Here is a 15,181-nt window from a genome sequence, read left to right as displayed (position 1 = left end):
GTGACTCATGCGGACGGTCGAGATCTCCGAAGAGCCGATCAGGCTAGGGCAGTTCCTCAAGCTGGCTCAGCTGGCCGAGGACGGTGGGCACGCGAAGGAGCTCATCGAGGACGGAGAAGTCCACGTCAACGGCGCTGTGGAGCTGCGGCGCGGGGCGCAGCTGCGGCACGGTGACGTGGTGGTCGTCAACAGTGACGAAGTGCGCATTTCTGTTCGGCCGTAGCGCATTACTCCGTTCAGCGGTAAGTACATGCACATTCGCAGACGATCAGTCTAGGGCCTGAAGACCTTTTCTGAGTCATCACCCTCGCGGCATAAGACACTTCTATGTCCCTTTTGGACATCAAGAAACGTCTTGTGTCGCCACGGTTTCCAGGTGGTGAGACGCGCGTCACGTCCGCTATGCGGGCTTCGGGGAAACTTTTTTCCAGGGTCTGTAACGCGGATGCCGGGACGCGCGAATCACCGGTTGCGAGCTCCGGCTGCCGAGCCCGAAAGCGGCAGATCAGAGGTTCGCGCCAGATCTGAGAATCAAGGTCCTCGGGGTGACCTGCGTACGTGCACGTCCGAAATCGCCGCTGAGCCGGGGAGATCAGAACGATGAGTGAGCAGGTCCGCGCTGCCCGTGATGTCGACGGGCCGCGCTCCACGCTCAATTCGCTGTCGGAACTCAGACAGACCCACCCACCCGTAGCACGCTGGGAAAGTCGCTACCGCTACGCCGTGATCACCGCCGACGTGCTGACCATTGCCCTGGTCGTCTTCGCCGTCGGTGCCGTCATGAGCATGCGGCACACCGCCTTCGGGCCGCTTTCCCTTGCATTGCTGGACGTACTCACAGTAGTCCTCGTCGTCGGCTCACTCGCCATCAACCGCGTGTGGCAGCCGGCGGTCCTCGGCCAGGGAGCCGAGGAGTTCCGAAGACTCGGCCGGGGTTTGTTCGGTGCCGTCGTGGCGCTCGGTCTGGGAGCGCTCGCCGTCGACATCCCCGGCGCCCGCCTGTGGATCTTCGTCGTCGTCCCCGCGATCGCCCTGGTCGCCTTCCCCATGCGCTACCTCCTGCGCCGCCCGCTGCACCGCGGCCGCAGTGAAGGGCGCTTCCTGCTCTCTGTCCTCGCCGCCGGCAACCTGGACACGGTCGAGGACCTCATCCACCGCACCAAGCGCGTCGCCCACCTGGGCTGGCGCGTGGACGCGATCTGCACGATCGACGGCCGCGGCCGCGCCGGCACCGACGTCGAGGGCGTTCCCGTCGTCGGCCAGCTGCGCGAGCTCGCCGAGCACGTCCGCCGCGGTGGCTACCGCATCGTCGCCGTCACACCCGACGCCTACTGGACACCTCGCCGTCTCCAGCAGCTCGCGTGGGCGCTCGAAGGCTCCGGCGCCGAGATGGTCGTGTCGCCCGGTCTCATGGACGTCGCCGGCCCGCGACTGCACATGAGCGCCGTGCTCGGCATGCCGCTGCTGCGCGTGAGCGAGCCGGCGCTGAGCGGGTTCCGCCGCCTGGTCAAGGAGGTCGTCGACCGCGTCGGAGCGTTCGCCCTCCTGATCGCGCTGGCACCGCTCATGTTCGCCGTCGCCGCGTTCGTCATGATCGACAGCCGCGGCCCCGTCTTCTACCGCCAGAAGCGGGTCGGCAAGACCGGCGTGCCGTTCACGATCATCAAGTTCCGCACCATGGTGACCAACGCCGACGCGTTGCGCGCCCGGCTCGCTGCCGTCGACGAGGGCAACGGCGTGCTGTTCAAGATGAAGAGGGACCCGCGCATCACCAAGGTCGGCACGTTCCTGCGCCGGTACTCGATCGACGAGCTGCCCCAGCTGTTCAACGTCCTCGCGGGCAGCATGTCGCTCGTCGGTCCCCGCCCGCCGCTACCGGAGGAGACCGCCAAGTACTCCTCGGACGTGCGGCGCCGCCTGCTCGTGAAGCCCGGCCTGACCGGCCTCTGGCAGGTGAGCGGGCGCAGCGACCTCTCGTGGGAGGAGTCGGTCCGCCTCGACCTGCGCTACGTGGAGGACTGGTCGCTCGCCCTCGACCTCGTGATCATGTGGAAGACCTTCCGCGCCGTCTTCGGCGGCCAGGGGGCCTACTGATGGAGAACCAAGACGTGATTGGCCTTGCCGTCATCGGCGCCGGGTACTGGGGGCCGAACCTCGTTCGCAACGCCCAGGCCACCCCGGCGCTGCACCTGCGCCACCTCTGCGACCTCGACGTGGAGAAGGCTCGGCGCGTGCTGGGTCAGTACTCCACGGTGCGCGCCACCGCTTCCCTCGACGAGGTCCTCGCCGACCCCGAGGTGCACGCCGTCGCCATCGCCACCCCCGCCGCCACGCACCTGCCCGTCGCGCTCGCGGCGCTGGAGGCCGGCAAGCACGTCCTCGTCGAGAAGCCGCTCGCGGCCAACTTCGAGGACGGCCTCAAGCTCGTCGAGACCGCGGAACAGCGCGGCCTCACGCTGATGCTGGACCACACCTTCGCGTACACGTCGTCCGTGCAGCACCTGCGCAAGATCATCCGCGGCGGCGAGCTCGGCGACATCCAGTACATCGACTCGGTGCGCATCAACCTCGGTCTGGTGCAGCCGGACGTCGACGTGCTGTGGGACCTCGCCCCGCACGACCTGTCGATCTTCGAGGCGATCCTGCCCGACGACGTCCACCCGGTGGAGGTCGCGGCGCACGGCTCGGACCCGATCGGCGCGGGCGTCGCGTGCGTCGGCCACCTCACGGTCCGGCTGTCCAACGGCGCGATCACCCACGTGCACGTGAACTGGCTGTCGCCCACGAAGATCCGCACCATGGTCATCGGCGGCTCGCAGCGCACGGTCGTGTGGGACGACAACAACCCGGCACAGCGACTGTCCATCTACGACCGCGGCGTCGACCGTTCCGTGGAGCAGCAGAAGATCTCCTACCGCACCGGCGACATGGTCGCGCCGGCGCTGGTGGAACGCGAGGCGCTGCGCACGATGATGGCGGAGTTCGCCGCGTCCATCACCGAGAAGCGGGCGCCGCTGACCGACGGCCGCGCGGGCCTGCGCGTGCTGGCGGTGCTGGAGGCGGCGTCGGAGTCGCTGCGCTCCGGCGGGCTTTTCGTTCCCGTACAACAAGTCGAAGGCAGGGTTTCAGCATGACGGCACAGCCGATCACCGGTCAGCGCGCGCTCGTGACGGGCGGCGCTGGAACCATCGGGTCGTCGGTCGTGGACCAGCTCGTCGAGGCCGGCGCCGCCGAGGTCGTCGTGCTGGACAACTTCGTGCGCGGCCGCCGCGAGAACCTGGCCTCCGCCCTGGAGTCCGGTGTCGTCCGCGTCGTCGAGGGCGACATCAACGACAAGGCCCTCGTGGGTTCGCTCATGGAGGGCGTGGACCTCGTCTTCCACCTCGCCGCCATCCGCATCACCCAGTGCGCGGAGGAACCGCGCCTCGCGCTGGAGTGCCTGGTCGACGGCACGTTCACGGTGATCGAAGCCGCCGCGGCGGCCGGGGTGAAGAAGGTCATCGCGTCGTCGTCGGCCTCGGTCTACGGCCTCGCGGAGTCGTTCCCCACCGACGAACGCCACCACCCGTACAACAACGACACCTTCTACGGCGCCGCCAAGGCGTTCAACGAGGGCATGCTGCGCAGCTTCAAGGCCATGTACGGCCTCGACTACGTGGCGCTGCGCTACTTCAACGTGTACGGACCGCGGATGGACGTCCACGGCCTGTACACCGAGGTGCTCATCCGCTGGATGGAGCGCATCGTCGACGGCAAGTCGCCGCTCATCTTCGGCGACGGCGCCCAGACGATGGACTTCGTGCACGTGCACGACATCGCACGCGCCAACATCCTCGCGGCCAAGGCGCCGGTCACGGACGCCGTATACAACATCGCGTCCTCCAAGGAGACCTCGCTCAAGGAGCTCGCCCTCGCGCTGCTCGCCGCGATGGACTCCGACCTGCCGCTGGAGCACGGCCCCGAGCGCAAGGTGAACGGCGTGACGCGCCGGCTCGCCGACATCAGCCTCGCGGCCCGCGAGCTCGGGTGGAAGCCCGAGATCGAGATGGACGGCGGGCTGCGCGACCTGGTCGCGTGGTGGCGCGCGGAGAAGGACGCCGCGCAGACCGCCTGAACGGCTCGGGGTCCGAGGTTATGGTGCCGCGGACCTGCCCGAATCGCGACGAAGCCGCGATGACGGGACCGCTGGACCCGCCTGACCGCAGTGAAACGGCGGTGACGGCGCCGCTTGGTCGCCTGACCGCAGCGAAACCGCGGCCAAGGCGCCGCTTGACCCGCCTCGACCGCACCGAACACGCGGCCAAGGCACCGCACGAACCGCATCACCCCGAAAGCCGCGGCGGCGGCGCCGGCCGACACCCCCAGGTCCTCCGGCGCCCCGCCGCACCCTCGCGTCCCGAACAGCGGTGCCGCCGTTCGGGAACCGATCGTCCCCACCGGTGGCGCCGATCTGACGCACCGTGACGAAGTCGCGGAAGTCGTTGCGCCCGTTGGGTTTTGTTTGGGTCGATACCTCAAGACGTGTAACGACAGGCGGTTTCGGCCCGACGTCCTATTAGGAATGCCGATGGCTCACGCCTCGTGGAAAAGGGAGTTCCGTCGATGATCCCGGTGATGCGTCCGCTGATGGGCGAGGAAGAGGCCCAGGCGGCGGCGGAGGCCGTGCGTTCGGGCTGGGTCGCGCAGGGGCCTCGGGTGCGGAGCTTCGAGGAGGCGTTCGCGGCGCGGGTCGGCGCCGGGCACGGTGTCGCCGTGTCGTCGTGCACCACCGCGTTGCACCTGGCGCTGCACCTGCTGGAGATCGGGCCCGGTGACGAGGTCGTCGTGCCGTCGTTCTCGTTCATCGCGACGGCCAACGCCGTGCGGTACTGCGGTGCCACACCGGTGTTCGCCGACGTGTCCGCGGAGACGGGCAACCTGACGGCCGAGACGGTGGCCGCGGTCGTCACGCCGAAGACGCGCGCTGTCGTTCTCGTGCACCAGGGTGGTGTGCCCGCGGACGTCGAGTCGTTCGCCCCGCTCGGGTTGCCGGTCGTCGAGGACGCCGCGTGCGCCGCCGGGTCGACCTACCGCGGTGCGCCCGTGGGACAGGGCGCGAACCTGGCCGCGTGGTCGTTCCACCCGCGCAAGCTGCTCACCACCGGTGAGGGCGGGATGCTCACGACCGATGACGCCGACGTGGCGGTGCGGGCGCGGCGGCTGCGCGAGCACGGGATGAGCGTCAGTGCGGCGGACCGCCACGCGGGGGGTGGCGTCGTGCTGGAGGAGTACCTCGAGACGGCGTTCAACTACCGCATGACCGACATCCAGGCCGCGGTCGGGCTGGTGCAGCTCGGGCGGCTGGACGCGATCATCGCGCGCCGGCGCGAGCTGGCCGCGCGGTACCACGAGCTGCTCGCCGGCATCCCCGGCCTGCGCGCCGTCCGGGACCCGTCCCACGGCACGACGAACTACCAGTCGTTCTGGGTGGAGCTGTCGCAGGACTGCCCGGTGGAGCGCAACGAGGTGCTGAACCGGCTGGCGGCCAAGGGCGTGTCCGCGCGGCGCGGGATCATGGCGTCGCACCTGGAGCCCGCGTACGCCGGTCACCCGCACGCGCCGCTGCCGGTGACCGAACGGCTGACGGGCCGCACGTTGATCCTCCCGCTCTTCCACGAGCTGACCGCGGCCGAGCAGGAGCAGGTCGTCGACGCGCTCGAACTGGCGTGTGACGCGCGATGACCCCTCTGCTGCTGATCGGTGCCGGTGGCCTCGCGCGTGAGGCACTGGCCACGATCGCCGCGGTGAACGAGGTCCGTCCGCAGTGGACCGTGCTCGGCCTGCTCGACGACGCACCCGGGAAGCACGGCGCGGTGGTCGACGGCGCCGAGGTGCTCGGACCGGTCGACCTCGTCCGCGAGCACCCCGACGCGCGGGTGCTGATCTGCACGGCGAGCCCGGCGCGCCGGGACAGCAGGGTGCGCATCGCGCAACGGCTCGGGTTCGACGACGAGCGCTACGCCACGCTCGTGCACCCGCAGGCGAGCGTCGCGGCCGGCGTGGAGCTCGGTGCGGGCACGATGCTGTTCGCCTGCGCGGTGATCACCGCGCCGCAACGGGTCGGGCGGTTCGTGCTCGCCATGCCGCACGTGCTGCTGACCCACGACGACGCAGTCGCGGACGGCGTGACGCTGGCCGGCCGGGCCGCGCTGGCCGGTGCCGTGCAGGTGGGGGAGAGCGCCTACATCGGGTCGGGCGCGCTGGTGCGGGAAGGCGTGACGATCGGCGCGGGAGCTCTGGTGGGCATGGGATCGGTCGTGCTGCGGGACGTCCCGGCCGGGGAGACCTGGGCCGGTGTGCCCGCGCGAGAACTGGGGGTGAGGGTGTGAGAACGCGCCCTGAGACGAGGAAGCGAACGAGAGGGCAGTCCCTGTGAACATCCCGTTGGTCGATCTCGGCCTCCAGCGCGACCGGATCGCCGCTGAGGTCGAGGAGGGTTTCGCCAGGGTGCTGGCGAAGACCGCGTTCATCGGCGGCCCGGACGTCACGGCGTTCGAGGAGGAGTTCGCCGCGTTCACCGGCACGGCGCACTGCGTCGGCGTCGCGAACGGCACGGACGCGCTGGAGCTCGCCCTGCGCGCCGCCGGCATCCGCGAGGGCGACCACGTCGCGTTGCCCGCCAACACCTTCGTCGCCACGGCCGAGGCCGCCGTGCGCGCGGGCGCGGTACCGGTACCGGTCGACGTCGATCCGGCGCACCTGCTGCTCGACCCCGCCGAGTTCGCGAAGGTCGCGCCGCGGTGCGAGGCCGTGCTCCCCGTGCACCTGTTCGGCCAGCTGGCGCCGATGGACGAGATCCGCGCGATCGCGGCCCAGCACGGTGTGAAGATCGTCGAGGACGCCGCGCAGTGCCAGGGCGCCACGCAGAACGGCACCTCCATGGGCGGCTTCGGCGTCGCCGCGGCCACGAGCTTCTACCCCGGCAAGAACCTCGGCGCGTTCGGGGACGCGGGCGCCGTCGTCACCGACGACCCGGAGGTCGCCCGCAGGCTCCGGCTGCTCGCCAACCACGGCAGCGACAAGAAGTACTCGCACCCCGAACTGGGCTTCAACTCCCGCCTCGACACGCTGCAGGCCGTCGTGCTGCGCGCGAAGCTCAAGCAGCTCAGCGGCTGGAACACCGAACGCGCCCTCGCCGCCGACACCTACGCCGAGCTGCTCGCCGACGTCGCCGAGGTCCGGCTGCCGGGCACCGCCGCCGGCAACGAGCACGTGTGGCACCTGTACGTGGTGCGCGTGCGCAACCGAGACGCGATCTTGAAGCACCTCAACGACAACGGCGTCGGCGCGGGCATCCACTACCCGACGCCGGTGCACCGCACGGGCGCGTTCGCGAAGTACGGCCGGCCGGAGGGCTACCCGGTGGCCGAGCTCGCGGCGGACGAGATCCTGTCCCTGCCCCTGTTCCCCGGTATCACCCACGAACAGCAGGCGCGCGTCGCCGCTGTGCTGAAGGAAGCGGTGGCGGCCCATGCCTAGCGTCCACCCCCTGGGGCTCAACGAGAGCGACTCGGTCGGCGAGGGCACGCGCATCTGGGCGTGGGCCCACGTGCTGCCCGGAGCCGTCGTCGGCAGGGACTGCAACATCTGCGACCACGCGTTCGTCGAGGGCGGCGTCGTCCTGGGCGACCGCGTCACGGTCAAGAACGCCGTGCTGCTCTTCGACGGCGTCTCGGTCGGTGACGACGTGTTCCTCGGCCCCAACGTCGTCTTCACCAACGACCTGAGGCCGCGCGCGCACATCAAGAAGGGCCCGGAGGCCCTCCTGACCACGCGCGTGGAGAACGGCGTCACGCTCGGTGCCGGTACGACCGTCGTGTGTGGAACGAAGATCGGCGCGCACGCGTTCGCCGCGGCCGGCGCGGTGATCACGAAGGACGTTCCGGCGCACGCGTTCGTCGCGGGCAACCCGGCCAAGGTCCGCGGCTGGGTCTGCGAGTGCGGCGAACGGCTGGCCGAGGACCTCACCTGCGTGTGCGGCAAGGCCTACCAGAAGTCCGGTGACGGGCTCGTGTCCGCCTGAGAGGAGCTCGTCCGTCCTCCGTGGACGGGTGCACTGACGGTGAACGGCATGTGACGCCAGGAAGTTGACGGCCTCTGTGGACGGCGGTTTTCATCGCTCGCCGGTTATGTCAAGAGCACTGACAGTGAAAAGTGTTGGTATACACCAAATTTCGTAACGTTGCGAGGTGTATGGCCGAATGTAAGACAAACGGCGTAGGGCCCTATGGAGGCACGTGATGGGCAGACCGGCGCACAGGATTCGTGTAGCCAAGAAGGTCTGGGGAAGCGCCCTTGTGGGCGCGCTGGCCGCGACATTCGTCGTGGGCCTTTCGGGCAGCGCCACGGCGGGCCCTTGTGATCCACCGAACAACGCGATCGTCTGCGAGAACTCGCTGGACGGCACACCGAAGGACGAGTGGTGGATCGAGTCTCCGTACGGCGACATCGAGGGATTCGCCACGGCGACGAGCGTGCAACCGGGGGAGCAGCTCAACTTCAAGATCAAAACCCCGAGCAACAACTACAAGGTCGAGATCCTGCGACTCGGCTACTACCGCAACGGTGAGGGCGCCCGGCGCATCACCACGCTGAACCCCATCGTCTCCCTGCCCCAGAGCCAGCCCTTCTGCGCCTACGACGGCAACGTCGGCCTCGTCGACTGCGGCAACTGGGCCGTGTCGGCGCGCTGGAACGTGCCGTCCACCCAGATCCCCGGGTTCTACATCGCGAACTTCATCCGCGAGGACGGAGAGGCGGGGGCGAGCCAGTACCCGTTCGTCGTGCGCAGCGACTCGTCGACGTCGGACATCGTCGTGCAGACCTCCGACCAGACGTGGCAGGCGTACAACAAGTACGGCGACCGCCCGAACGTCAACGAGTTCAACCTCTACGAGGGCGGCTTCAGCGGCTCCTCCGACGGCCGGGCGTACAAGGTCAGCTACAACCGCCCGTACCGCAACGGCGGCACCGCGAACTTCCTCAACGCCGAGTACCCGCTGGTGCGCTGGCTCGAGAAGAACGGGTACAACGTCTCCTACCTGTCCGGTGTGGACGTCACCCGCAACCCGGCTCTGGTGCGCAACCACAAGGTGTACGTGTCGTCGGGCCACGACGAGTACGTGAACGCCGCGCAGCGCACGGGCATCGAGCAGGCCCGCGCGGCCGGCGTCAACATGATGTTCATGTCGGGCAACGAGTGGTTCTGGAAGACCCGCTTCGAGAACAGCATCGACCCTTCGCACACCCCGTACCGGACCCTGGTCTGCTACAAGGAGACGAAGGTCGTCCCGCTGCAGAAGCTCGACCCGAGCTCCGAGTGGACCGGCACGTGGCGCGACGCACGGCTGTCGCCGCCCAGTGATGGCGGCCGGCCCGAGAACGCCATCACCGGCACGCTGTTCATGGTCAACGGCTACCGCGCGGACGCCATCCAGGTCCCGGCCGCCTACGGGAAGATGCGCTTCTGGCGCGACACCCCGCTCGCGACCGCGACCACCACGACGACGCTCCCCGTCGGCACGCTCGGCTACGAGTGGAACGTCGACCCGGACAACAACTACCGGCCGCCGGGCGCGGTGCCGCTGTCCGAGACGACCGTGACGGTCGACGACGGTCAGCTGCTGCTCGACAACGGCCACTTCTACGGCGGTGGCCCGGCCACCCACAAGATGGTGCTCTACCGCGACCAGACCAGCCGCGCGCTGGTGTGGGGCGCCGGTACCGTGCAGTGGTCGTGGGGCCTCGACGGCGACCACCTCTACCCGTACGGCGCGCCGACGACCACGCCGACCAGCCAGGCGATGCAGCAGGCGACGGTGAACGTGCTGGCGGACATGAACGTCCAGCCGCAGAACCTGCGCTCGCCGCTGACCCTCGCGACCCGCAGCACCGACACGACCGGACCGGTGGTGACCGTCACCAACCCGGCGGCGAACTCCACGGTTCCGGCCGGCACGCAGCACACGATCTCCGGCACCGCGGTCGACTCGGGTGGCGGCAAGGTCGGGGCGGTCGAGATCTCCCTCGACGGCGGCACGACCTGGCGCCGCGCCAACGGCACCTCGACGTGGACCTACCCGTGGACTCCGGCGAACCTCGGACCGGCCTCCATCAAGGTCCGCGCGTCCGACGACAACGCCAACCTCGGCGCGACCACCACGGTGAACCTCACCGTCGGCGCCCAGCAGTGCCCGTGCACCGTGTTCGGCAACCAGACACCGTCCACGGTGGACAGCGGTGACACGTCGGCGATCGAGCTCGGCATGAAGATCAAGACGTCGGTCAACGCGAACGTCACCGGCGTGCGGTTCTACAAGTCGTCCGCCAACACCGGCACCCACACCGGCTCCCTCTGGAACTCCTCCGGCCAGCGCCTCGCGACCGGAACGTTCAGCGGTGAGTCCGCGAGCGGCTGGCAGACGCTGAACTTCGCGCAGCCGGTGGGCATCAGGGCCGGCCAGACCTACATCGTGTCGTACTCGACGACGACCGGTCACTACGCCTTCACCGCCGGGTACTTCAACGGCAAGGGCGCGGGCGTCGTCCCGGTCACGGCCCCGTCCGCGGAGTCGTCCGGCGGCAACGGCGTGTTCCGCTACGGCGCCGGGTTCCCCGACTCGACGTTCAACGGCGGCAACTACTGGGTCGACGCGGTCGTCACCACCGACGGCGCGGACAACAACCCGCCGACGGTGACCTCGAGCAACCCGGCGGTCAACGGCACGGGCGCGTACACCGACCAGGACGTGGCGGTGACGTTCTCCGAACCGGTCGACCCGTCGAGCGTGACGTTCACGCTGACCCAGGGCTCCACCCAGGTGCCGGGTGCGGCGAGCACCAATGACAACATCGTGCGGTTCACGCCGACGAACCTGTTGCTGCCCAACACCTCCTACACCGCGACGATCAACGCCACGGACGGCTTCGGCAACGCGCTCGCGCAGCCGCGGACGTGGAACTTCACGACCGGTGCGGGACCGGCGCCGTGCCCCTGCACGGTGTTCGGGCAGGCGGTGCCGAACAACACCGACACCAACGACCCGAGCGACGTCGAGCTGGGCATGAAGTTCACCAGCTCCACCAACGCCGTCGTCACCGGTGTCCGCTACTACAAGTCGGCCGCCAACACGGGCACGCACACCGGCTCGCTCTACGCGGCCAACGGCACGCGCCTCGCCACCGGCACGTTCGTCAACGAGACGGCGACCGGCTGGCAGACGCTGACGTTCGCCCAGGGCGTGCAGATCCAGGCCGGCAAGACCTACGTCGTGTCGTACCGCACGCCGACGGGCCACTACGCGGCCGACGGCGGGTACTTCGCGAACAAGGGTGCCGGACGCGGTGTGGTGACCGCGCCGACCTCGGCGGCCGCCGGCGGCCAGGGCGTCTTCCAGTACGGCGGCGGGTTCCCGTCGAACTCCTACAACGACACCAACTACTGGGTCGACCCGGTCGTCGTGACCGACGGCGCGGACACCTCGCCGCCGACCGTGACGAACCGCGACCCGCAGGCGAACGCGACCGACGTGCCCACCGGCAACGGTGTGACGGCCACGTTCAACGAACCGGTCGACGCCGAGTCGGTCAGCCTCACGGTCAAGGTGACCGGTGGCGCCACCGTCGCGGGCACCACGCGCGTGACGCCGGACGGCAGGTCGGTGAGCTTCGCGCCGAACGCGGACCTCGCGGGCAACACGTCCTACACGGTCACGGTCTCCGCGACGGACCTGCAGGGCAACTCGATGCCGGCACCGCACACCTGGACGTTCACGACCGGAGCGGCGGGCGCCTGCCCGTGCACCCTGTTCCGCTCGGTGGACGCCCCGGCGGTGACCGCGATCGACTCGCCGGTGGAGCTCGGCACCAGGATCACGCCGTCCGCCAACGGGTCCATCACCGGTGTCCGGTTCTACAAGTCCGTGGGCGACACGGGCACGCACACCGGCACGCTGTGGTCGTCGACGGGCCAGGTGCTCGCCACGGGCACGTTCAGCAACGAGACCGGGAGCGGCTGGCAGACGCTGACGTTCTCCAGCCCGGTCGCGGTGACCGCGGGGACCACGTACGTGGTGTCGTTCCACACCTCCGCGGGCTACTACGGCTACACGACCGGCTACTTCAACGAGAACAGGACGAGGGGCCCGCTGACCGCACCCGCCCACACCGGCTCGGCGCCCAACGGCGTCTACCGGTACGGCTCGGGCGGGGTCGTGCCGGGTGACAGTGGTGGCGGCACCAACTACTGGGTCGACGCCGTGTTCGACAACTAGGGGAGGGTGAACGGCAGTGTCTTCGGTGGATGTGGTGATCCCGTGCTACAAGTACGGCTCGGTGTTGCCCGGCGCGGTCCGCAGCGTCCTGGACCAACCAGGGGTGGACGTGCGAGTGCTGGTGATCGACGACTGTTCCCGTGACGGGAGCGCCGACGTCGCCAGGGAGCTCGCCGCGGCGGACAGCCGGGTGACCGTCTGGGAGCACGAGACCAACAAGGGTCACATCGCCACCTACAACGAAGGCCTGCTGGGCTGGGCGTCCGCGGACTACTGCGCGTTGCTGTCCGCGGACGACGCCCTCACCCCCGGTGCGCTCAAGCGGGCGGCCGACCTGATGGACGCCCACCCCTCGGTGGGCTTCGTCTACGGCCGCCCGCTGCACTGGGACGGCAGCGACCCGTACCCGCACGCGCGGACCGAGTCGCAGGGCTGGATCGTCTACGAGGGCGAGAAGTGGCTGCGCCGCCGCTTCGAGCTCGGCGACGGGTGCATCACCTCGCCTGAAGTGGTGGTGCGCACCGAACTCCAGCAGAAGATCGGCGGTTACGACCCGGCGCTGCCGCACACCGGCGACATCGAGATGTGGATGCGGTTCGCGCTGCACGCCGACGTCGGCTACCTCCGCGGGGTCGACCAGGCCTTCTACCGCGTTCACGGCAACAACATGTCGGTGAACTACTACGCTGGGTCAGGTGTACGCGACTTGCAGCAACGCCTCGCCGCCTACGAGGCCTTGCTGGACCGGGCCGACGGCAGCAGGCGTGACGTGGCGTCGATGGAGCAGCGGGTGCGGCGGGTCCTCGCCAAGGACGCGCTGCGCCGGGCCGGCCGCGCCTACGACAAGGGCCGGGTCGACGCCGAACCGGTCGAGGAGCTCGTCGAGTTCGCCCGCAAGGCGTTCGACGGCGCCGACCGGCTGCCCGAGTGGCACACCCTCCGCCTCCGCCAACGCCTCGGGGTGCGCGCCTGCAGAGCGCTCAGCCCACTGGTGCTCACCGCGGCCGCTCGCCGGCTGCGGCAGACGTACCGGCTGAGGCAGTGGAAACGTGAGGGCATCTGACACTCGTCTGCCGTCGCTGACAGGGCTGCGCTTCGTCGCGGCCCTCGCGGTGTTCGGCTTCCACCTCAACGCCTTGGGGTTGTTCAGGGGCGGACCGGCCGAGAGCGCCATGGGCCTGCTGTTCGGGCCCGGCGCAATCGGCGTCAGCTTCTTCTTCGTGCTGTCCGGGTTCGTGCTGACGTGGTCGGCACGACCGGGGCAGGCGGCGACGTCGATCTGGCGCCGCCGGGCCGCGAAGATCTACCCGAATCACGTCGTCGCCTGGTTCGTCGCACTGCTCGGCCTCGTGGTGCTCGGTGCCCACGAGGTCTCCGCCGTGTCGGTCGTGCTGGGCGCATTGTTGTTGCAGGCGTGGGTTCCGGCGGAGAGCGTGTTCTTCGCCGTGAACACCCCGGCGTGGTCGCTCTCCTGCGAGGCGGCGTTCTACCTCGCGTTCCCGTTGCTGATCCGGTGGGTCACGCGCGTCACCAGGCCCTGGTGGATCGCGGGGGCACTGGCCGCGGCGGTGGCGCTGGTCCCCGTGGCGGCGATGCTGTTCCCGCCACCGGTCGAGTACTGGTTCGTCTACGTCTTCCCGGTGACCCGGGCGCTCGAGTTCGCGCTGGGCATGGTGATGGCGCGGATCGTCATGACCGGGCAGTGGATCGGGCTCAGGCCGCTGCCGGCGTCCGCGCTGGTCCTGGTGGCCTACTTCGGCTCCGCGCACGTGCCCGGCACGTTCGGGTTCGTCGCCGTGACGGTGGTGCCGCTGGCGTTGCTGATCGCGGCGGTCGCGGTGTCCGATGTGGACGGCACGCGGTCGCCGTGGCGGTCACGGCCGATGGTGTGGCTCGGTGAGGTGTCGTTCGCTTTCTACCTCGTGCACCACTTCGTGATCCGCACGGTCGCCGAAGGGCTCGACGAGCTGGGCGTGACGGGGATTCCCGCGGTCGTCCCCGCCGCGCTCATGTTCTCGGTGTCGCTGGTGCTGGCCTGGCTGCTGTTCCGGTTCGTCGAGAAACCCGCGTTCCGGCTGCTGACCCGTCAGTCCCAGGCGGTGTAGTAGCTGTCCTCGTTGACGAGGTAGCGCACGGTGGGCTGCGGCACGTGCTCGACCACGTGCCGCTTCGCCAGGCGGTGCACGAACTCCCAGTCCTCCTTGGGCAGGGTGGACTTGGTGCGCGGCAGCCTGCTGAAGACCACGTCGGGGGAGCGGCGCACCACGAGCGAGTTCGCGTCCACGTACGGCGTGCCGTCGCGGAACGAGACCCGGTCGAACTCCCGCGTGAGCACGTCGAGCACGGTGCCGTCGGCGCGGCGGCGTTCCACGGCCGTGTAGACGACGTCCGGGCCCTTTTCGAGGCCTGCCAACGCCAGCGCGAGGTGGTCTTCGCGCCACGTGTTGTCGTCGTCGAGGAAGGCGATGTACTTCGAGTCGGTCAGCCGGATGCCGACGTTGCGGACCAGGCCGAGCACGGCGGTGTTGCGCGACAGGCTGACGGCGTGCAGCCGCGGGTCCTCCGGGAGGGCCGGCAGCCCGGCGCCGTCGTCGACCACGACGACCACCTGGTCGGTGACGGTCTGCGCGAGCGCCGAGTTCACCGCGTCGACGAGCAGTTCGGGACGCTTGTAGGTGGGGATGACGGTCGCGACGAGCGCCTTGGGCCGCGTGGGACCGAGCCGGTACACCTCGTCGTCCTCGAACCGCCTCAGCTTGCGGACGTGCCTGCCGAGCACGACGGTGTTCTTGACCTCGTGCAACGGCCACAGCCCGAACGCGTCGCGCAGCGCCTTGCGCGCGGCGGCCGAGACCTTGGTGCGGTTCATG

12 protein-coding genes are annotated in these 15,181 nt (G+C 69.7%); 11 read left to right on the top strand and 1 reads right to left on the bottom strand.

Annotation, left to right across the window (positions count from 1 at the left end):
• Positions 1-7: 7 nt before the first annotated feature.
• The 11 genes from ND450_RS18275 (at position 8) to ND450_RS18225 (ending at position 14,416) form a co-directional block, all read left to right on the top strand.
• The gene (locus ND450_RS18275; RefSeq protein WP_089926200.1) at positions 8-223 is read left to right on the top strand and encodes an RNA-binding S4 domain-containing protein; all 216 of its coding nucleotides are present in this window, start codon (positions 8-10) and stop codon (positions 221-223) included.
• 377 nt (positions 224-600) lie between these two features.
• Positions 601-2,094 (top strand): sugar transferase, encoded by a 1,494-nt coding sequence (locus ND450_RS18270; protein ID WP_253327281.1) that lies wholly within the window; start codon positions 601-603, stop codon positions 2,092-2,094.
• A gap of 14 nt (positions 2,095-2,108) precedes the next feature.
• Positions 2,109-3,134, top strand: coding sequence for a Gfo/Idh/MocA family protein (locus ND450_RS18265; protein WP_245786643.1), 1,026 nt, complete (start codon positions 2,109-2,111; stop codon positions 3,132-3,134).
• On the top strand, positions 3,131-4,114 hold the full coding sequence (locus ND450_RS18260; RefSeq protein ID WP_253327280.1) for an NAD-dependent epimerase/dehydratase family protein: 984 nt from the start codon (positions 3,131-3,133) through the stop codon (positions 4,112-4,114). The genes ND450_RS18265 and ND450_RS18260 overlap by 4 nt, the downstream gene beginning before the upstream one ends.
• Before the next feature lie 488 nt (positions 4,115-4,602).
• Positions 4,603-5,721, top strand: a complete 1,119-nt coding sequence (locus ND450_RS18255; RefSeq protein WP_253327279.1) for a DegT/DnrJ/EryC1/StrS aminotransferase family protein — start codon at positions 4,603-4,605, stop codon at positions 5,719-5,721.
• Positions 5,718-6,368, top strand: a complete 651-nt coding sequence (locus tag ND450_RS18250; RefSeq protein WP_253327278.1) for a NeuD/PglB/VioB family sugar acetyltransferase — start codon at positions 5,718-5,720, stop codon at positions 6,366-6,368. The genes ND450_RS18255 and ND450_RS18250 overlap by 4 nt, the downstream gene beginning before the upstream one ends.
• A 43-nt stretch (positions 6,369-6,411) precedes the next feature.
• The gene (locus tag ND450_RS18245; RefSeq protein ID WP_253327277.1) at positions 6,412-7,518 is read left to right on the top strand and encodes a DegT/DnrJ/EryC1/StrS aminotransferase family protein; all 1,107 of its coding nucleotides are present in this window, start codon (positions 6,412-6,414) and stop codon (positions 7,516-7,518) included.
• Positions 7,511-8,062, top strand: a complete 552-nt coding sequence (locus ND450_RS18240; protein ID WP_253327276.1) for an acyltransferase — start codon at positions 7,511-7,513, stop codon at positions 8,060-8,062. Before ND450_RS18245 ends, ND450_RS18240 begins: the two co-directional genes overlap by 8 nt.
• Positions 8,063-8,279: 217 nt before the next feature.
• Positions 8,280-12,311, top strand: coding sequence for a DUF4082 domain-containing protein (locus ND450_RS18235; RefSeq protein ID WP_253327275.1), 4,032 nt, complete (start codon positions 8,280-8,282; stop codon positions 12,309-12,311).
• A gap of 16 nt (positions 12,312-12,327) precedes the next feature.
• Positions 12,328-13,374 (top strand): glycosyltransferase family 2 protein, encoded by a 1,047-nt coding sequence (locus ND450_RS18230; RefSeq protein WP_089926219.1) that lies wholly within the window; start codon positions 12,328-12,330, stop codon positions 13,372-13,374.
• Positions 13,361-14,416, top strand: a complete 1,056-nt coding sequence (locus ND450_RS18225) for an acyltransferase (protein WP_253327274.1) — start codon at positions 13,361-13,363, stop codon at positions 14,414-14,416. The genes ND450_RS18230 and ND450_RS18225 overlap by 14 nt, the downstream gene beginning before the upstream one ends.
• Here the strand turns inward: ND450_RS18225 and ND450_RS18220 are convergent.
• Positions 14,398-15,180 carry a glycosyltransferase family A protein gene (locus ND450_RS18220; protein ID WP_253327273.1) on the bottom strand — a complete coding sequence of 261 codons (783 nt, stop codon included), beginning with the start codon at positions 15,178-15,180 and terminating at the stop codon, positions 14,398-14,400. The two genes, ND450_RS18225 and ND450_RS18220, sit on opposite strands and share 19 nt — an antisense overlap.
• Position 15,181 lies beyond the last annotated feature (1 nt).

The sequence above is a fragment of the Lentzea sp. HUAS12 genome (assembly GCF_024125735.1).
GTDB lineage: Bacteria > Actinomycetota > Actinomycetes > Mycobacteriales > Pseudonocardiaceae > Lentzea > Lentzea albida.
The sequence above is the reverse complement of the archived record's forward strand: the minus strand, read 5'-3'. Positions and strand labels throughout refer to the sequence as shown.